Genomic DNA, 18,397 nt, shown 5'->3' with positions numbered 1-18,397 from the left:
GGCCTGACCGCCGAGCCCGGCACCCGGCGCACCACCCTGTTCGGCGACGGCGCCGCGGCCGCAGCCGTCATCCTCGACCGCCTCGGCACCGAGCCGCGCTCGGTCGCCTTCCTCGCCGACACGGTGCGCGCCGGCGGACTCGCCCATGCCGCGGAGCTGCCCGAGCCCCTGCCCCGCCCGGAGGCGGCCGACCTCGTACGCGAGTGGCTGCGGGCCGGCACCGAAATCGAGGGCGGGACCGGCGCCGACGACACCGCGGCCACCTGGCTGCGCGCCGTCGCGACCATCATCGAACTGAAACAGCTGAACCGGGCGCGAGGCCGGATCACGTGATCCGGGCCGCCGCCCGCATGAGGTGTTCCAGCAGTGCCGCGGTCGCCGGCGGATCGGGCGCCTCTCCGTGCACCGCAGCGGTGATCAGCCGTTCCTGATCGGGGAGGCGTACCAGCCTCACCGAGGGGTTGCGCTGGGCGGCCAGGGCCAGGGCCGGCAGTGTGGTGACGCCCAGCCCGGTCGCGACGATCGCCTGTACCGCCACGTAGTCGTCGGTGGTGAAGGCGATGTCGGGCGTGAAACCGGCGGCGGCGCAGGATCGCACCAGGTGCCGCCGGCATCGCTCGCAGCCCGTGATCCACCGGCGCGTGGCGTGGTCGGCGAGAGTGTCGCCGGGCAGGCCGGCCGGGGTCACGAGGTAGATCGACTCGGTGAGCAGCGGGGTTCGGCGGAGCCCGTCGTCGGCCGGTGAGGTGTCCGGGTAGGTGAACAGCAGGGCCACATCGACCTCGCCCGATCGCAGCAGCCGTGCCGCGTCGGGCGGTTCGGCCTCGGTGAAGCGCAACTCGACGTCAGGGTGGGCGGCGGTGAACGCGGCGGCGGCCCGCGGGACGAACGTACCCAGGGCGGAGGGGAACGCGGCCAGACGGACCCGGCCCGCACGCAGCCCTGTGTGGGCGGCGAGTTCGGCCTCTGCCGCTTCGAGGCGGCCCAGGATCTCCTCGGCGCGATCGGCCAGCATCCGGCCCGCGTCGGTCAGGCGAATGCCGCGGCCCACCCGCTGCACGAGCTTGCTGCCGGTCTCGCTCTCCAAGCGGGCCAGGTGGTGGCTGATCGATGGTTGTGCGTAACTCAGTGCGCGGGCCGCGGCGGTGACCGAACCGTGTTTGGCGACCGCGGCGAGCACCCGTAGGCGGGTCACGTCGAGCATGCCGTCCAACCTATCAATCCCATTGATGAGTTGGCATGAAGAATGGCATTGGACCTATGGGACGGCCGGACCCACGATGGCAGCATGGAACACGAACTCACCTCTGCCGACGTCCTCGCCGCTCGAGACCTGCTGGCCGGGCACCTGCCCGTCACGCCGATGTGGTCCTATCCGGCGCTCGACGCGGTGACCGGCGCGACCGTCCACGTCAAGCACGAGAACGTGCAACCGGTCGGTGCCTTCAAGGTGCGCGGCGGGCTGACGCTGCTCGCCACCATGGCTCCGGAGCGGCGGGCGCGCGGACTGGTCACCTATTCCACGGGCAACCACGCGCAGTCGATGGCCTATGCCTGTGCCGCGTTCGGCGCCCCCTGCACGGTGGTGATGCCGGCAACGGCCAGCACGGAGAAGGTGCGCGCCGTTCGCGCGCTCGGTGCCACGGCGGTTCTGCACGGCGCGGACATGGCCGCGGCGCAGGAGCGTGCCGAGCGGCTGGCGGCGGACGACGGCCGGCACCTGGTCAGCCCCGGCGACACCCCGGCCCTGCTGGCCGGCGTCGGCACCACGTATCTGGAGATCCTTCAGGCCCGGCCCGACCTCGACGCCGTGGTCGTACCCGTCGGCAGCGGCACCGGGGCCGCCGCGGCCTGCCTTGTCGCCGCGGAGCTCGCACCCGGCTGCCGGGTCGTCGCGGTGCAGTCGTCCGCCGCGCCCGCGGCACACGATTCGTGGCGGGCCGGTGCCTGCGTACGGCGTCCCGATCGGACCGCTGTCGAGGGCCTGGCCACCGGACGCGGGTTCACGCTGCCGCAGCAGCTCATGCGTGCGGGCCTCGCCGACTTCCGGCTGGTCTCCGACGCGCAGATCTTCGCAGCGCAGCGACTGCTGGCCAGTCACGCGCACACCCTTGCGGAAGGTGCCGGCGCAGCCGCACTGGCCGCCGTTCTGGCCGACCCGGACGGCTTTGCCGGACAACGCGTCGCCGTGGTGTGCACCGGTGGCAACGCCTCCGCCGCCGAGATCGCCGCACTGGGCAGCGGTGCCGGACCGGAACGCGCCACCTGATCGGGCGGGACCGCGATCGTCACGCAGCGGCGCCCCGCACACGAACGGACGCGAACGGACGGGGACCGGGCGGCGACGGCCAAGCCAACTCTGCGATTTTCTGGGTGAGTTGGCCGCAAAGGAACGGATACTCGATTCCGTCCCTCCGTCACCGCGCCCCCCGGGAGACTCCATGGCGCCGCTGTCCCGCCGCTCTGTCGTCGTCGCCTCGCTCGCCGCCGCGGCCACCGCCGCCGTGCCCGCCCGAACGGCCGCCGCGCACCCCGCCCGCCCAAGGCCCCTCGGCCGCGCCCACGCGCACAACGACTATCTGCATGAACGGCCTCTGTACGACGCCCTGTCGCACGGCTTCACCAGCGTCGAGGCCGACATATTCCTGGTCGACGGAGAGCTCCTCGTGGCCCACGAGCCCGCGCAGCTCGACCCCACCCGTACCCTCCGCTCGCTCTACCTGGACCCGCTGCTGGAGCGGGTGAAGGCCAATCACGGCTCCGTGTACCGCGGTTACCGGCGGCCCGTGCAGCTCCTCGTCGACATCAAGCACGACGGCGCCGCCGTGTACCGCGAACTCCACCGCCAACTGGGCGAGTACCGCGGCATCCTCACCACCTACGCGCACGGTGCCGTCCACCCCGGCGCCGTCACCCCCGTCATCTCCGGCGACCGTGCCGCGCGGGTGCCGATGGCGGCCCAGCGCGTGCGCCACGCGTTCTACGACGGGCGCCTCGACGACCTCGCCGCCCCCGCGCCCGCGCCCGCCTCCTTCATCCCGCTGATCTCCAGCAACTGGACCCACAGCTTCAGCTGGCAGGGCACCGGCCCGATCCCCGCCGCCGAACGCGAACGGCTCCGCGAGATCGTCTCCACCGCCCACGGCCGCGGGCAGCGCGTCCGCTTCTGGGCCACCCCCGACGCGCCGGGTGCCGCACGCGACGCGGTCTGGTCCGAGCTCCTCGCCGCCGGTGTCGACCACATCAACACCGACGACCTCGCCGGTCTGGAGCGGTTCCTGCGCCGCGCGCCCGGCCGCACCCGCTGACGAGCCAGGTCAATCCCGGTTTCAAGGATCACCCGACCGGCGGACACGCCAGTCGGCCATCCGGAGCCCGCACTCCGACACACTGGCCGCCGAATGCCGCACATCCCTTGCGGCAATGGAGGTTGGCGATGGCCGTGTCCGTATCAGTCGTACTCCTGCTCCTCGTCCTCGCGATCATCTATCTGCGCAACGGAGGCCTGAAACTCTCCCACGCCCTGGTCTGTGCCCTGCTCGGGTTCTTCATGGCGGGCACGAGCATGGCGCCTACCATCCAGAACGGGGTTTCCGCCACCGCTGACGTGGTGTCCAGGCTCCAGCCCTGACACGCTGCGGGGGACCCGCTTCGGGCGTTGAATGGGTGTATGCGTGCCGCCGAGAGCGTGCGACCGGGCAGAGGCCGCGTGCTCGCCGTGTGGGGAGCGTCCGCCGTGCTGGCCGGAGCGCTCGCCCTCGCTCCGGGCGCCGTCCCGCCCGCACCGGCCGGGTCACAGCCTCCTCCGCAGCCCCCGCCCCTGCTGGACCGGAGCGACGTGGACAGCGCGGTGGCGAAGCTCGACGGCATCGTCGAGAAGGGCATGAAGCGGACCGGTGTGCCGGGCGTCGCCGTGGGTGTCGTGTACCGGGACAAGGTGGTCCATCTCAAGGGGTTCGGCGTCCGCGAAGCCGGCGAGAGCGCCAGGGTCGGCCCCGACACCGTCTTCCAGCTCGCGTCGGTGTCCAAGCCACTCGCCTCCACGGTCGTCGCCGGTGCCGTCGGCGACAAGACCGTCCGCTGGGGCGACCCCGTGGCCCCGCGGCTGCCCGGCTTCACGCTGGGGGACCCCTGGGTGAGCGGCCACGTCACGATCGCCGACCTCCTCTCGCACCGCAGCGGCCTGCCCGACCACGCCGGTGACCTGCTGGAGGACCTCGGGTTCGACCAGTCGTACATCCTCGGCCATCTGAAGTACGAGTCCCTCGCCCCCTTCCGCGCGAGTTACGCCTACACCAACTTCGGCTTCACCGCGGCCGCTGAGGCCGTCGCCCGCGCCGGGGGCGTCAGCTGGGAGAAGCTCTCCGACGACCTGCTCTACAAGCCCGCGAAGATGGCCTCCACGAGCTCCCGCTTCGCCGACTACGAGAAGGCGCCCGACAAGGCCGTCGGCCATGTCAGGACGGCGGGCGGCAGCTGGCAGGCCCGGTACGTGCGGGACGCGGACGCCCAGTCACCCGCCGGTGGTGCCAGCTCCACGGCGAGTGACATGACCCGCTGGCTGCGGCTGCAGCTGGCGAACGGAAAGCTCGACGGGAAGCAGATCGTCGACGCCGAGAGCCTGGCCCGCACCCACCTGCCCGAGATCGTCTCCCAGCCGCCGCCGGCCCCGGCCGGCCGCACCGGCTTCTACGGTCTGGGCTGGAACGTGGGATACGACGATCACGGCAGGCTCCGGCTCAGCCACTCCGGCGCCTTCGAGCTGGGCGCCAACACGAACGTGACCATGCTGCCCGGCGAGCAGCTCGGCATCATCGTCCTGACCAACGGCCAGCCGGTCGGGCTGGCCGACTCCGTGGCGCTCGACTTCTTCGACATCGCCCAGAACGGGAAGCCCAGCACCGACTGGCTGCCGCTCGTCGCCGCGCTGTACGCGCAGCAGGAGAAGGCCGACAAGTCCCCCACGGACTACGCCGATCCGCCCGCGAGCCGCAAGGCGGCGCGCCCCGACAGCTCGTACACCGGGACGTACACGAGCCCCTACTACGGGCGGTTGAACGTCACGGCCGCGGGCGGCGGGCTCACCCTCGAACTCGGCCCGAAACCACAGCGGTTCCCTCTCACCCACTACGACGGCGACACCTTCAGCTTCCCCACCACCGGCGAGAACGCGGTGGGACTCACCGGCGTCACCTTCACCGGGGACAGCGGCGGCAAGGCCACCCGCGTGCGTGTCGAATACCTCGACGAGAACGATCTCGGAACCTTCACCCGCACCTGATCAGGGCCCAGTTGTTGCGGTCTGTTGCGCGATCATGAAGTGCCCATGAAACCCGTGGCACGTCCATGGACACTTCACGGGGGCGGCTCTAGCGTCGGGCGGCGGCGCGACTGACGATTGTTCAAAAAGGAGCCGAGACATTGTCCCGTAGAGCGCTCGCCCGCGCACTGGCCCTGACCCTCGCCGTGTCCGCGAGCACGTTCGCGATGCCGGCCACCGCCGGGGCCGGCGAGATCCCCAAGGCCCCCGGGCACCGTCTGGTGAGCGATTACGACGGGGCGCCCGCCACAGCCGCCTCCGTACCCGGCAGGCCTCCGCCGCAGCATCCGTATCTCGCCCCCAACGGCCGCAGCGGTATGCACGCCGACGCGGCGGGCAGCGGCACCCACCCCTACCTGGGCCCGCTCGGGCGCGATCCGTCCGTCACCAGCGAGCAGATCGCCCCGCTCGGCGGCGAATGCGCCACCGCCACCTTCGACTCGGCCGGCCGGCTCGTGACCGTCTGCGGCACGTTCTCCGGCTTCCTGCTCAAGCTGCTCGACCCGCGCACCCTCGACACGCTGGCCGAGTACAAGCTGCCGCAGCGCTCGTCCACCGTCGAGGCCATCACCCGCCTCGACTTCTCGAAGATCTTCAAGGACACCTCGGGCGGCGCCTACTTCTACCTCGACGACCAGGACCGGGTCGTCCTCGCTGACTCGCGCCAGCACATCCTGCGCATCGCCCACACCCAGGCCGCCGACGGCAGCTGGAAGTTCGTGGTCGAGGACGACTGGGATCTGACCTCCCACGTCCCGCACGACTGCGTCAGCTGGACCAACCTCTTCCCGAGCGGCACCTGCGACCCCGTCACCTCCGTGATGCCCGACTGGCAGGGCCGCATCTGGTGGGTGACCAGGCTCGGCCGGGTCGGCACCGTCGACCCGCGGACCGGGGTCATCCGCTCCGTACAGCTCAAGGGCGAGGAGATCCAGAACTCCTTCTCGGTCGCCGAGGACGGGGTCTCGATCGTCACCGACCACGCCCTCTACAGCTTCCGTGCCGCCGCCGACGGCACCCCCGTCACGCAGTGGCGCCAGACCTACGACCGCGGCACGGGCACCAAGCCCGGCTCCGTCAACCAGGGCTCCGGGACCACCCCCGACCTGTTCGGCGAGGGCGGCGAGTACGTCGCGATCACCGACAACGCCGACGACCGTATGAACGTCCTCGTCTACCGGCGCGGCGTCGACGTCCCCGCCGAGGACCGGCTCGTCTGCAAGGTCCCCGTCTTCGGCTCCGGGGCCTCCACCACCGACAACTCCCTCATCAGCTGGGGCAACAGCCTCGTCGTCGAGAACAACTACGGCTACGAGAACCCCACGTCGCTCACCTTCGGCCGCAGCGTGACCGGCGGAGTCACCCGCATCGACGTACGCGCGGACGGCAGCGGCTGCGACACGGTCTGGGAGAGCGACGTCCGCTCCCCGTCCACGGTTCCGAAGCTCTCCACCGCGAACGGGCTGCTCTACTTCTACGAGAAGCGCCCCAACAAGCTCGGCATCGACGCCTGGTACCTGACCGCCGTCGACTTCCGCACCGGCGAGCGGCGCTGGAGCCGGCTCACCGGCACCGGTCCGCTCTACGACAACAACTGGGCGCCCATCACGATCGGCCCGGACGGCACCGCGTACGTCGGTGTCTTCAACGGCATCCTGGCCGTACGCGACCAGGGCTGACACGCGCCCGCGTGCCCGGATCGCGAGATCCGGGCACGCGGGCGGCCTCGTCCGGCCCTCGTCAGGCCGTCATCACGTCATCTTCGGCGCCTCGCCGACCGTCGTCTGCAGGTCGATGACGGCGAACGGCGCCCCTTGCGGATCGACGACGGCCGCGAACCGCCCGAACGGGCTGTCCATCGGCCCGAAGGCCAGCGTCCCGTTCAGCCGCTCCGCGGCGGCCACGGCCGTGTCGCAGTTCGCCACGGAGAAGTACACCTGGACGTACGGCGGAATCTCCGCCGGGAACTCCTCGTCGGTCATCTTCATCCGGCCCATCACGGGCCGGTCCGCGCCCAGGCTGAAGATCTTGTAGTCGATGCGCTCGTCCTCCATGCGCTGCGTGTCGTAGCCGAAGACGGCGGAGAAGAACGCGTCCGACTTCTCGGGCTCCCGGGTGAACACCTCGGCCCAGGCGAACGAGCCCGGCTCGCCGATCTTCTCGAAGCCCTCATGGGTGCCGCTCTGCCAGACCCCGAAGGTGACCCCGCTCGGATCCCGGGCCAGGCACATCGTGCCGAAGTCGCCGACCGTCATGGGCTCCATCAGGACCGTCCCGCCGCACTGGCGGATCCTCTCGGCCGTCGCGGCGGCATCCGGCGAGGCCAGATACAGGCACCATGCCGACTGTCCCTCCTGGCCGGGCATCGGCGGTACGACGGCGGCGACGGCCTTGCCGTCGGAGTACGCCTGTGTGTAGTTCCCGAACTCCGACGAGGCCTCGCCGAAAGTCCAGCCCAGAACGTCGCCGTAGAACGACTGCGCGCCCTCCAGGTCGGAGAACATCGCGTCGGCCCAGATCGGCGTGCCTTCGGATGGTGCGGCCATGACGGTGACTCTCTTCTGTCCAGATGATCTGCGTGGTCCGGTGACCCGGATGGTCCGGATGGCCCGGATGGCTCGTGGGCCACGCTAGCCAGCCCACGGCCGCCGCGCGCGGTGACACGGGGCGCCACGAGGTTTCACGACCGCACGAAGACCCCGATGCCATTGGGTACGGGCCGCTGCGCCCCGCCGCTCGGATGATTGCGTACGGTCACCGCCGAGGCTCCCGGATCCCGCGCGACCAGCGTGGACGAGCCACCGCCGTCCAGGCTGAACGCGTCCACCGCGCCCGCCTCCGCCATGACCGCCGCCAGCTCCGCGATGGTCAGCCCGGTCCGGAACGCGGCCCCGCCGTCCAGCGCGAGCAGCAGCAGCCGGCGGCCGCCGTCCGCGATGCCCGCCGCCGAGCGCACGGCGGAGGCCACCGTGTCGAGCCCGGCGAGCGGCTCGCCGCCCCGCAGCACGGGATAGCCGCCGACCGCGAAGCGGTACGGCACCCAGGTGCCCGCCGCGACCAGCCGGTGCCGCACCGTCACCCGGTCGCCCGGGAGGAGCCCCCGCAACCGTGCCGCCCCGGCCTCCCGGCCCACCAGGACCGTCGTGCCCGCGGCGATCGGGCCCCGGCCCGGGGCCGTCGCGACCGACACCACCCGGCCACCGCGCACCGTCACCTCGTAGGTGTCGCCGCTGCACGGCGCCCCCCGGTCGGTGTCCGTCCCGCAGGTCGCCCGGACCCGGGAGACCTCGCCCCACCGGGAGGTGAACGCGCCGACCGAACCCACCGGCAGCGCGTACTGGTTCAGTCCGGCGAGCGGAATCCGGTCGCCGGGCACGACCACCTCGCCCGCCAGCTCCAGCCGCCCGAGCCGGGCCCGGCCGTCGGCGCCGACGCCCAGCACCTCGCGGGTGGACGTGCCGGGCGGCAGCGCGGGGCCGAAGCGCTGGCCGTCGGGTACGGCCGCCTTGAGGGCCCTGCCGCCCGCGACGGCCGGTCCGACCGGCGCGCCCGTCGCCTCCACGCCCGGGTGCTGGGTCTCCGATATGTTGAAGAAGTCGCCGTTGACCGCGGCCACCGCGCCCACCCCGTCGGCGAGCGCGGACACCGTCGCGCGGGCCGCGACGACGCCCGGGTGCAGCAGCCCGGCCGTCACCCGCCCGTCACGCAGATCGACCACGAGCAGATGCGCCCGCGCCGTGCCGCCGGCGGCCGGAATGTCGAACTGCCGGTACGTGACGCCCGGCGCGATGCGCTGCCAGGCCGACGCGGCGTCCGCGACACCCGGTGCGACCAGTGCGCACCAGGCCAGCAGCACGGTCAGCACCGTTCGGGCACGGGCGTGGCTTCCTGTCACCGTCGCAGTCCCCCAGGCGGCGTCGTGGCGTCCGGTCAACTGTCGTCATTGTGGGGCGAGTTGGCGCGGCGCGGGAGTCTACGAGCCGACCAGTCGGGAACGGATCAGGAAACGCACTCCCTCGGGCGCCTCCAGCGAGAAGCCGCTGCCCCGGCCCTCGACGACGTCGACGATAAGGCGGGTGTGCCGCCACACCTCGTACTGGCTCGCCGAGATCCAGAAGTCCACAGGCTCGGCGACCCCCTCGACGGACAGCGACCGCAGCAGGACGTCGGACGCGCCCGTACGGAACTCGCCCTCCGGGTAGCACATGGGGGCGCTGCCGTCGCAGCAGCCGCCCGACTGATGGAACATCAGCGGCCCGTGGGCCGCCCGCAGTCGCCGCACCAGCTCGGCGGCGGCGGGCGTGAGCTCCACGAGCGGGACGTCGACGGATGACATGCGGGCAGCCCCCTCGTCTCGGTGTCTCGTCTCGGTGCGTCGCGGGTCAGTCAACTCCCCACGACGTTGCGAGGAGGTTGCACGCTCCGCGCAGCGCCGAGTGGGCGCCCCGGTGTCCGCTTTCGGGTGACCCCGGCGGCCCGCCCCGCGCCGGGGCCGCTCCGGTGTGCGGATGATCGCTGGCGGCCGGGCCTCTCCCGGCCCCGATCCGAGGTCGCCGGGAGGCCGCGATGCGTATCCTGCTCGTCGCGAGCGCGTTCAACAGCCTCACGCAGCGGGTCCACTGCGAACTGCGGGACAAGGGTCACGCCGTGGCGGTGGAGCTGGCGCTGGACGACACGTCCCTGCGCGACGCCGTCCGCCGGTACGCCCCCGGGCTGATCGTGGCGCCGATGCTGAGGACCGCCCTCCCCGACGACGTGTGGTCCGCGTACACGTGTCTCATCGTCCACCCGGGACCCGTGGGCGACCGGGGACCCTCGTCCCTCGACTGGGCCCTGCACGAGGGAGCCGGCCGGTGGGGCGTGACGGTCCTTCAGGCCAACGCGGAGATGGACGCGGGCGACGTGTGGGCGTCGGTCGACTGCCCGGTGCCGCCGGTGGCCAAGAGCGACCTGTACCGGGGCGAGATCGCCGACGCCGCGCTGGAGGCCGTGATGCTCGCGGTCGACCGCTTCGCGTCCGGGACGTACGCCCCGAGGCCGCAGGCCACTTCGGGCCGCGTACGTCCGTACCTCCGCCAGGACGTCCGGCGCATCGACTGGGAGTCGGACAGCACCGAGGCGGTCCTTCGCAAGCTGCGCGCCGCCGACTCGCAGCCCGGTGTGCTGGACGAACTGCTCGGTGGCGAGTGGTACCTGCACGGGGGCCACCCCGAGGACACGCTGCGCGGACGGCCGGGCGAGCTGCTGGCGACCCGGGCCGGCGCGATCTGCCGCGCCACGGTGGACGGTGCCGTGTGGATCCCCGAGCTGCGCCCCCGGCGCACACCGGGCGGCCCCGTCACCGTCAGACTGCCCGCCGTGCGCGCGCTCGCCGACCGGCTGCCCGCACTGCCGGAGGACCCCGCACCGCTCACGCCGGGCGAGGGCCGCCGCACCTGGACCGACATCCGCTACCGCGAGGACGGACACGTAGGCCTTCTCTCCTTCTCGTTCCCCGGCGGGGCGATGAGCACGACGCACTGCCGGCGTCTGCTCGACGCCTACCGGGAGGCGTGCTCACGGCCCACGTCGGTGCTGGTGCTGGGCGGTGGCCGGGACTTCTTCTCCAACGGCATCCACCTCGGCGTGATCGAAGCGGCCGACGACCCCGCCGCGGAGTCGTGGAACAACATCGACGCCATGGACGACCTGGTCGAGGCCGTCCTGACGACCACTGACCGCCTGGTCGTCTCCGCCGTCGGCGGGAACGCCGCGGCCGGCGGGGTGATGCTGGCGCTGGCCGCCGACGAGGTGTGGTGCAGGTCCGGCGCCGTACTCAACCCCCATTACCGGCTGATGGGGCTGTACGGCTCCGAGTACTGGACGTACACCCTGCCCCGCAGGGTGGGTCCGGCGGTGGCCGCCCGGCTGATGCGCGACGCGCTGCCGGTGAGCGCGGCGGCGGCGCAGCGGCTCGGACTGGTCGACCGGATCGTCGAGTGCGCCCCGCGGGACTTCACGGGCGAGGTCGTCCGTCTCGCGGGACGGCTGGCCTCGCTGCCCGCGGCGCAGTCCCGGATCGCTCGGAAGAAGGCGGAACGCGACCGGCAGGAGGCCCGCAGGCCGCTGGCCGCGTACCGGGAGGAGGAACTGGTCCGCATGCGACGGACCTTCTTCGATCCCGCCGCGCCCTACCACGCCCTGCGTCGCGCGTTCGTTCGCAAGGAGAAACCGCCCCGCACCCCGCCGCACCTCGTCACCGGTTCGGCCCCGCTCGATGTCGCAGACGTGGCGAATCCCTGTTACCAAGAGAGCTGATGTCGAAAATCAGGAAATTCGCCGCATACCTCCCCTAGGAGGCATCCCCATGGATGCAGCAACGCCGACCACGGCCGAAGCCGCGGGCGCATCCGGTGCGACCGCCGAGGAGACGCCGCCGATCCACATCCTCTGGATCAACGCGGGTCTCAGCTGCGACGGCGACTCGGTGGCCCTGACGGCCGCGATGCAGCCGAGCATCGAGGAGATCGTGACCGGTGCCCTGCCCGGCCTGCCGAAGATCCAGGTCCACTGGCCGCTGATCGACTTCGAATGCGGGCCGGTGGGGGGTGCCGACACGTTCATCGAGTGGTTCTTCAAGGGTGAGCGCGGCGAGATCGACCCCTTCGTCCTGGTCGTCGAGGGGTCCGTCCCCAACGAGTCGGTCAAGCAGGAGGGGTACTGGTGCGGCTTCGGCGACAACCCGGAGACGGGCCAGCCGATCACCACCAGCGAATGGATCGACCGGCTGGCGCCCAAGGCCCTGGCCGTCGTCGCGATCGGCACCTGCGCCACGTACGGCGGTATCCACGCGATGGCGGGCAACCCGACCGGAGCCATGGGGGTGCCCGACTACCTCGGCTGGGACTGGAAGTCCAAGGCCGGCATCCCCATCGTGTGCGTTCCCGGCTGCCCGATCCAGCCCGACAACTTCTCGGAGACGCTGACCTATCTGCTCTACCAGGCGGCCGGTGCCGCTCCGATGATCCCGCTGGACGACAAGCTCCGCCCCACCTGGCTGTTCGGCGCCACCGTGCACGAGGGCTGCGACCGGGCCGGCTACTACGAGCAGGGTCAGTTCGCCGAGTCGTACGACTCCCCGAAGTGCCTGGTCAAGCTCGGCTGCTGGGGCCCCGTCGTCAAGTGCAACGTACCCAAGCGCGGCTGGATGGCCGGCATCGGCGGCTGCCCGAACGTGGGTGGCATCTGCATCGCCTGCACCATGCCCGGCTTCCCCGACATGTTCATGCCGTTCATGGACGAACCGCCCGGCGCGCGGCTCTCCGTCACCGGCAGCGGCGTGTACGGAGCCGTGGTCCGCAGACTCCGCTCGATCACCGCCAGGACGGTGGACAAGGAGCCCAAGTGGCGGCACACGGGCGAAAAGATCACCACCGGTTACCGGGCCCCGTGGCCCAAGTGACCCGCATCCAGGCACCGACCCCCACCTCCTGCTTGAAGACGTGACGAAGGGCACCGCAGAGACGATGGCGACACAGGCGAAGGCGGCCGGAGACGGCCTGGTGGAGATGTCCTGGGATCCGATCACCCGGATCGTGGGCAGCCTCGGCATCCACACGAAGATCGACTTCAAGCAGAAGCGGGTCGCGGAGTGCTACAGCACCTCCTCGGTCTTCCGCGGCTACAGCGTCTTCATGCGGGGCAAGGACCCGCGGGACGCGCACTTCATCACCAGCCGCATCTGCGGCATCTGCGGGGACAACCACGCCACCTGCTCCGTCTACACGCAGAACATGGCGTACGGCGTGAAGCCCCCGCACCTCGGTGAGTGGGTCATCAACCTCGGCGAGTCTGCCGAGTACATGTTCGACCACAACATCTTCCAGGAGAACCTGGTCGGGGTCGACTACTGCGAGAAGATGGTCCGCGAGACCAACCCGGGAGTCTGGGAGCTGGCGCAGCGCACCGAGGCGCCGCACGCGGGCGACCACGGCTACCGCACCATCGCCGACATCATGCGGTCGCTCAACCCGATCGAGGGCGAGTTCTACCGCGAGGCCCTCCAGGTGAGCCGCTACACCCGCGAGATGTTCTGCCTGATGGAGGGCCGCCACGTGCACCCCTCCACGCTCTACCCCGGCGGCGTCGGCACGGTCGCCTCCGTGCAGCTGTTCACGGACTACCTCACCCGGCTCACGCGCTACGTGGAGTTCATGAAGCGCGTCGTCCCGCTGCACGACGACCTGTTCGACTTCTTCTACGAGGCCCTGCCCGGGTACGAGGAGGTCGGCCGCCGACGCGTGCTGCTCGGCTGCTGGGGCGCGCTCAACGACCCCGAGTACTGCGACTTCACGTACGCCAACATGACCGACTGGGGACGGAAGATGTTCGTCACCCCGGGCATCATCGTGGACGGGAAGCTCGTCACCAACGACCTCACCCAGATCAACCTCGGCATCCGGATCCTGCTGGGCAGCTCGTACTACGAGGACTGGGAGGGCCAGGAGCAGTTCGTCACGCACGACCCGCTCGGCAACCCCGTCGACCCCCGCCACCCCTGGAACCAGCACACCATCCCCGCCCCGCAGAAGCGGAACTTCGACGACAAGTACAGCTGGGTGATGTCCCCCCGCTGGTACGACGGCAAGGACTACCTCGCCCTGGACACCGGCGGCGGGCCCATCGCGCGCCTGTGGTCCACCGCCCTGTCCGGACTCGTCGACACCGGGTACGTCAAGGCGACCGGCAACAGCGTGGTCATCAACCTGCCGCGCACGATGACCAAGCCCGAGGCCCGCTTCGAATGGAAGATCCCGCGCTGGAGCAACGCGCTCGAACGCAACCGCGCCCGCACCTACTTCCAGGCGTACACCGCCGCGCTCGCGCTGCACTTCGCCGAGAAGGGGCTGGACGAGGTACGCGCGGGACGCACCCAGACCTGGGAGAAGTTCGAGGTGCCGGACGAGAGCATCGGCGTCGGCTTCACCGAGGCCGTACGCGGCGTCCTCTCGCACCACATGGTGATCCGGGACGGCAAGATCGCCAACTACCACCCCTACCCGCCGACCCCGTGGAACGCCAGCACCCGCGACACCTACGGAACACCCGGTCCCTACGAGGACGCCGTGCAGAACACGCCGATCTTCGAGGAGAACTCCCCGGAGAACTTCAAGGGCATCGACATCATGCGCGCCGTGCGCAGCTTCGACCCCTGTCTGCCGTGCGGCGTCCACATGTACGTGGGCGAGGGGAAGACCGTGCAGAAGATGCACGTCCCCACCGGCCTGAGCGGACTGGCCGGATGAGCGCGAGCGCGCAGGAGACCGGGCGGCGCGTCGAGGAGGTCCTCGACCGGCTGACCGCCACCTCCGATCCGGCGGCGGCCGCGGCGGCCGAGGAACTGGTACGGGTCCTGATGGACTTCTACGGCGCGGGACTCCACCGGATCGTCACGCTCCTCGACACCCCCAAGGCCGGCGGGCAGCTGTCCGCTCTGCTCGGCGACGAGCTCGTGGCGAGCCTGCTGGTCCTGCACGACCTGCACCCGGAGGACACCCCCGCACGGATCTCACGCGCGCTGCGTGAGCATCCCGTCGAGGTCGTGGCCTACGACGGAGCCACCGGCGCCCTCCGTCTGCGGGCCTCCGCGGGCGGGGGCTGCGGGTGCGGGAGCGGCCCGGACGCGGGCCGGCAGGCCGTCGAGGACGCCCTCGCGTGCTTCGCGCCCGAAGTGAACACGGTGGAACTGGAGCAGCCCGCCAAGGAGCCGCCCCTGTTGCAGATCGGGACCGGCCGGGCCGCCGCGCCCGGACGCCCGGCCCCGGCGACGGCGTCGTGAGCGCGGTCCGGGCCGACCGGGACATCCGGGGACTGCGCCGGTTCGTGGCACCGCGCGAACCCGGTCCTGAGCGGTGCGAGCTGTGCGCCGTGCCGGTGGCCGAAGGCGGCCACCGGCATCTGGTGGACACGGAGAAGCGGTCACTGGCCTGCGCCTGCACGCCCTGCGCCCTGCTGTTCGAGCAGCCGGGCCCGGGGGACGGCCGCTTCCGTACGGTGCCGGACCGCTACCTGTACGACCCCGCCCACCGCCTCGACGACAGCGCGTGGGACCTCCTGCGGATCCCGGTCGGCGTCGCGTTCTTCTTCCGCAACGCCGCGCTGAACCGGCTCGTCGCCCTGTACCCGAGCCCGGCCGGGGCGACCGAGAGCGAACTCGAACCGTCCGCCTGGCAGGAGGCCCTCGGCGGCAGCCGACTGGCCGGGCTCCTCGAACCCGACGTCGAGGCTCTGCTCGTACGCCGCACCGAGGGCCGGGCCGAGTGCCACCTCGTGCCGATCGACATCTGCTACGAGCTGGTGGGCCGGATGCGCCTGCGGTGGCAGGGCTTCGACGGCGGCGCGGAGGCCAGGGCCGAGCTGCGGACGTTCTTCGAACACGTCGGGCGACGAGCCCGCCCACTGACAGAGGCGGAAAAGCCGTGACGGAGTTCTCCTTCAGCTGCGTCGGCGTACGAGCCGACCAGTACGCCGCCGGCCCCACCCTCGTCTTCCGGCTGCGCGTCACCGCTTCCGAAGGCGCCCGGGTGCACGCCCTCGCGCTGCGCTGCCAGATCCGTATCGAACCGGCCAGGCGCGGCTACGAGGCCGCGGAGGCCGAGGGGCTCGTGGACCTGTTCGGTGAACGCTCCCGCTGGGGCAGCACGCTGAACCCGATCCAGTTCGCCCACGTCTCGCTCATGGTCCCCGGCTTCACCGGCGAGGTGGAGACCGACCTCGTCGTGCCCTGCACCTACGACATGGACATCGCCGCGACCCGGTACTTCAACGCGCTCTCGGGCGGCGAGGTGCCGCTGCTGATGCTCTTCTCGGGGACCGCGTTCACCGGCGCGGCCGGATTCCGCGTGGAGCCCGTGCCCTGGGACCGGGAGGCGTCCTTCCGGCTGCCGGTGGACGTATGGCGGGAGATGGTCGAGCAGCACTTCCCGGGCTGCGGCTGGATCCGGCTGCCCCGCGACACCATGGACGCCCTGCTCGCCTTCCGCTCGCGGTGGGCGCTGCCGTCCTGGGAGGCGACCGTCCAGGCACTCCTGGAAACGGCGGACCCGCCCGAGCCACCGGACCCGCCGGCCTCGGCGCTGCTGCGCCGTCTCGCCGAGAGGACCGCACCGTGACGACGACCGCCACGTTCAGCCCACGGACCCGGTCCCGGTTCGCCACCGCCCGCGAAGTGGCCGACGCCGTGCTCTTCGAGGGCTACGTGCTGTACCCGTACCGGGCATCGGCCGCCAAGAACCGGCTGCGCTGGCAGTTCGGGGTGCTCGTACCGCCCGGCCGCGCCGGGGACGAGCACGACTTCCAGCAGACCGAATGCCTGATGGAACCGAAGTCCGGGGCGACGCTCTGCGTGGAACTGCGCTTCCTGCACGCCCGGCGCCGGACCGTGCAACGGGCCCGCGAGGACGGCGGTTTCGAGACCGTCCCCGAACTCCACCTCGACGACCGCGTCCTGGTCCCCTGGGACGAGGGAGCCGAAGAACGCGTCGAGATCACCGCCACCGTCGCCGAACTGACCCGGGACGGCGGTGTCACCGTCCCCTTCACCCGCCCGGCGCGCGAGGACACCGAACCCGTACACGACGGGGACGGCCGGACCGTCGGCCGCCTGGTGCGCCGCTGCGAGGAGATCGCGGGCACCGTACGGCTGACCGCGCGGGAACTCGACGGCCCCTACCGGGTGATGCGGCTGACCGCCGTCGTACGCAACACCTCCGCCTGGTCACCGGACGGCGCCGACACCGACCGCGACGCCGTGCTCCCCAGGTCGCTGGTCGCCGCCCACCTCCTGCTGCACCTCGACGCCGGGTCCTTCCTGTCGATGACCGACCCGCCCGAGTGGGCCAGGGGCGCGGTGAGGGCCTGCCGCAACCAGCACACCTGGCCCGTGCTCGCGGGTGAACCGGGCCGCGCGGACCTGCTGCTGTCCTCCCCGATCATCCTGGAGGACCATCCGGCCATCGCCCCGGAGAGCCCCGGCGCGCTCTACGACGCCACCGAGATCGACGAGATCCTCGCGCTGCGCACCGCGGCCCTCACCGACCAGGAGAAACGCGAAGCGCGGGGGACCGACGAGCGGGCGGCCGCGGTGATCGACCTCGCCGACTCGATGCCCCCCGAGATCCTGGAACGCCTGCACGGCGCGGTACGGGCCCTGCGGGACGTCACCGAACCGGGCCCCGCGCGGCCCGACGCCGCCCGGCCCGACACCCCCTGGTGGGACCCGGCGAGCGACGGGAGCGCGGACCCGGAACGCGACCGCGTCGTCGTCGACGGACGCCCGGTCGGCGCGGGCAGCCGCGTGCTGCTGCGGCCCGGCCCGCGCCGCACCGACGCCCAGGACCTGTTCCTGCACGGCCGCAGCGCACACGTCGAGGCCGTACTCCACGACGTGGACGGAGGAGTGCACCTGGCGGTCACCGTGGAGGACGACCCCGGAGCCGACATCCGGCGCGAACAGGGCCGGTTCCTGTACTTCCAGCCCGACGAGGTCGTCCCCCTGGAGGACCTGTGAGCACACCCGCGCACGCCGGCCTCCGCACGCTCGTCGCCGGCGTCGGCAACATCTTCCTCGGCGACGACGGCTTCGGCGTCGAGACCGTGCGGGCCCTGGCCGGCCGGCCGCTGCCCGCGCACGTCGAGGTCGCCGACATCGGCGTGCGCGGCGTCCACCTCGCCTACCAGCTCCTCGACGGGTACGACACGCTCGTCCTCGTCGACGCCACCGCGCGCGGCGGCGAGCCCGGAACGCTGTACCTCATCGAGGCCGACACGCCCGGCGGCAGCGCACCGCAGGACACCCTGATCGACGGTCACCGCATGTCCCCCGACACCGTCCTGGCACTGCTGGAGCACCTGTGCGCCGGCACCGGCGGGACCCCGCCACGACGCACGCTGGTGGTGGGCTGCGAACCCGCCCGAGTCGAGGAGGGCATCGGCCTCAGCCCCCAGGTGGCCGCCGCGGTGCCGGAAGCCGTGCGGATGGTCACGGACCTGGTCCGCACGGGGGAGCCCGCACGCGACCCGCAGGCGATCCGTACATGA

18 protein-coding genes are annotated in these 18,397 nt (G+C 71.9%); 14 read left to right on the top strand and 4 right to left on the bottom strand.

Going from position 1 to position 18,397, the window contains the following annotated elements:
• Window positions 1–333: hypothetical protein (locus ABT342_RS16270; protein WP_351573160.1), on the top strand; the 333-nt coding region annotated here is incomplete at its 5' end.
• Here the strand turns inward: ABT342_RS16270 and ABT342_RS16265 are convergent.
• Window positions 326–1,204 carry a LysR family transcriptional regulator gene (locus tag ABT342_RS16265; RefSeq protein ID WP_351573157.1) on the bottom strand — a complete coding sequence of 293 codons (879 nt, stop codon included), beginning with the start codon at window positions 1,202–1,204 and terminating at the stop codon, window positions 326–328. The two genes, ABT342_RS16270 and ABT342_RS16265, sit on opposite strands and share 8 nt — an antisense overlap.
• An 84-nt stretch (window positions 1,205–1,288) precedes the next feature.
• On the opposite strand from ABT342_RS16265, the gene ABT342_RS16260 reads away from it, so the two are divergent.
• From ABT342_RS16260 to ABT342_RS16240, 5 genes are all read left to right on the top strand, one after another.
• Window positions 1,289–2,269, top strand: a complete 981-nt coding sequence (locus tag ABT342_RS16260; RefSeq protein WP_351573154.1) for a threonine ammonia-lyase — start codon at window positions 1,289–1,291, stop codon at window positions 2,267–2,269.
• A gap of 172 nt (window positions 2,270–2,441) precedes the next feature.
• Complete coding sequence (locus ABT342_RS16255) at window positions 2,442–3,308, top strand: phosphatidylinositol-specific phospholipase C/glycerophosphodiester phosphodiesterase family protein (protein ID WP_351573151.1); 867 nt, start codon at window positions 2,442–2,444, stop codon at window positions 3,306–3,308.
• A gap of 128 nt (window positions 3,309–3,436) precedes the next feature.
• On the top strand, window positions 3,437–3,631 hold the full coding sequence (locus tag ABT342_RS16250) for a hypothetical protein (protein ID WP_351573148.1): 195 nt from the start codon (window positions 3,437–3,439) through the stop codon (window positions 3,629–3,631).
• A 39-nt stretch (window positions 3,632–3,670) separates the two neighbouring features.
• Entirely contained in the window at window positions 3,671–5,281 is a 1,611-nt protein-coding gene (locus ABT342_RS16245) for a serine hydrolase (protein ID WP_351573145.1), read from the top strand.
• A gap of 206 nt (window positions 5,282–5,487) precedes the next feature.
• Entirely contained in the window at window positions 5,488–6,999 is a 1,512-nt protein-coding gene (locus ABT342_RS16240) for a hypothetical protein (RefSeq protein ID WP_351573211.1), read from the top strand.
• Between the two features lie 72 nt (window positions 7,000–7,071).
• Here the strand turns inward: ABT342_RS16240 and ABT342_RS16235 are convergent, their stop codons facing one another.
• From ABT342_RS16235 to ABT342_RS16225, 3 genes are all read right to left on the bottom strand, one after another.
• Entirely contained in the window at window positions 7,072–7,866 is a 795-nt protein-coding gene (locus ABT342_RS16235; protein WP_351573142.1) for a VOC family protein, read from the bottom strand.
• Window positions 7,867–8,000: 134 nt separating this feature from the next.
• The gene (locus tag ABT342_RS16230) at window positions 8,001–9,173 is read right to left on the bottom strand and encodes a phosphodiester glycosidase family protein (RefSeq protein ID WP_502965553.1); all 1,173 of its coding nucleotides are present in this window, start codon (window positions 9,171–9,173) and stop codon (window positions 8,001–8,003) included.
• A gap of 120 nt (window positions 9,174–9,293) precedes the next feature.
• Window positions 9,294–9,656, bottom strand: coding sequence for a DUF779 domain-containing protein (locus ABT342_RS16225; protein ID WP_351573139.1), 363 nt, complete (start codon window positions 9,654–9,656; stop codon window positions 9,294–9,296).
• Window positions 9,657–9,886: 230 nt separating this feature from the next.
• Between ABT342_RS16225 and ABT342_RS16220 the strand changes: the two genes are divergently transcribed.
• The 8 genes from ABT342_RS16220 to ABT342_RS16185 all read left to right on the top strand — a co-directional run bounded on the left by ABT342_RS16220 (window position 9,887) and on the right by ABT342_RS16185 (window position 18,397).
• On the top strand, window positions 9,887–11,617 hold the full coding sequence (locus tag ABT342_RS16220; protein ID WP_351573136.1) for an enoyl-CoA hydratase-related protein: 1,731 nt from the start codon (window positions 9,887–9,889) through the stop codon (window positions 11,615–11,617).
• Between the two features lie 49 nt (window positions 11,618–11,666).
• Window positions 11,667–12,761, top strand: a complete 1,095-nt coding sequence (locus tag ABT342_RS16215; protein WP_351573133.1) for an NADH-quinone oxidoreductase subunit B family protein — start codon at window positions 11,667–11,669, stop codon at window positions 12,759–12,761.
• A gap of 64 nt (window positions 12,762–12,825) precedes the next feature.
• A complete protein-coding gene (locus tag ABT342_RS16210) occupies window positions 12,826–14,604 on the top strand; it encodes a nickel-dependent hydrogenase large subunit (RefSeq protein WP_351573205.1) in 1,779 nt (592 codons plus the stop codon).
• A complete protein-coding gene (locus ABT342_RS16205) occupies window positions 14,601–15,137 on the top strand; it encodes a NifU-related iron-sulfur-binding protein (protein ID WP_351573131.1) in 537 nt (178 codons plus the stop codon). Before ABT342_RS16210 ends, ABT342_RS16205 begins: the two co-directional genes overlap by 4 nt.
• On the top strand, window positions 15,134–15,781 hold the full coding sequence (locus tag ABT342_RS16200; protein ID WP_351573129.1) for a DUF5947 family protein: 648 nt from the start codon (window positions 15,134–15,136) through the stop codon (window positions 15,779–15,781). The genes ABT342_RS16205 and ABT342_RS16200 overlap by 4 nt, the downstream gene beginning before the upstream one ends.
• Window positions 15,778–16,470: a DUF6084 family protein gene (locus tag ABT342_RS16195; RefSeq protein WP_351573128.1), complete on the top strand. Its 693-nt coding sequence runs from the start codon at window positions 15,778–15,780 to the stop codon at window positions 16,468–16,470. The genes ABT342_RS16200 and ABT342_RS16195 overlap by 4 nt, the downstream gene beginning before the upstream one ends.
• Window positions 16,467–17,867 carry a hypothetical protein gene (locus tag ABT342_RS16190; protein WP_351573126.1) on the top strand — a complete coding sequence of 467 codons (1,401 nt, stop codon included), beginning with the start codon at window positions 16,467–16,469 and terminating at the stop codon, window positions 17,865–17,867. The genes ABT342_RS16195 and ABT342_RS16190 overlap by 4 nt, the downstream gene beginning before the upstream one ends.
• Window positions 17,864–18,397, top strand: coding sequence for a hydrogenase maturation protease (locus ABT342_RS16185; RefSeq protein ID WP_351573124.1), 534 nt, complete (start codon window positions 17,864–17,866; stop codon window positions 18,395–18,397). Before ABT342_RS16190 ends, ABT342_RS16185 begins: the two co-directional genes overlap by 4 nt.

This window comes from Streptomyces sp. NPDC000410, from assembly GCF_040300305.1.
In the GTDB taxonomy this organism is placed as follows: Bacteria; Actinomycetota; Actinomycetes; order Streptomycetales; family Streptomycetaceae; genus Streptomyces.
Note: the sequence above shows the minus strand (reverse complement) of the source record. Positions and strands in the feature narration are given on the sequence as shown.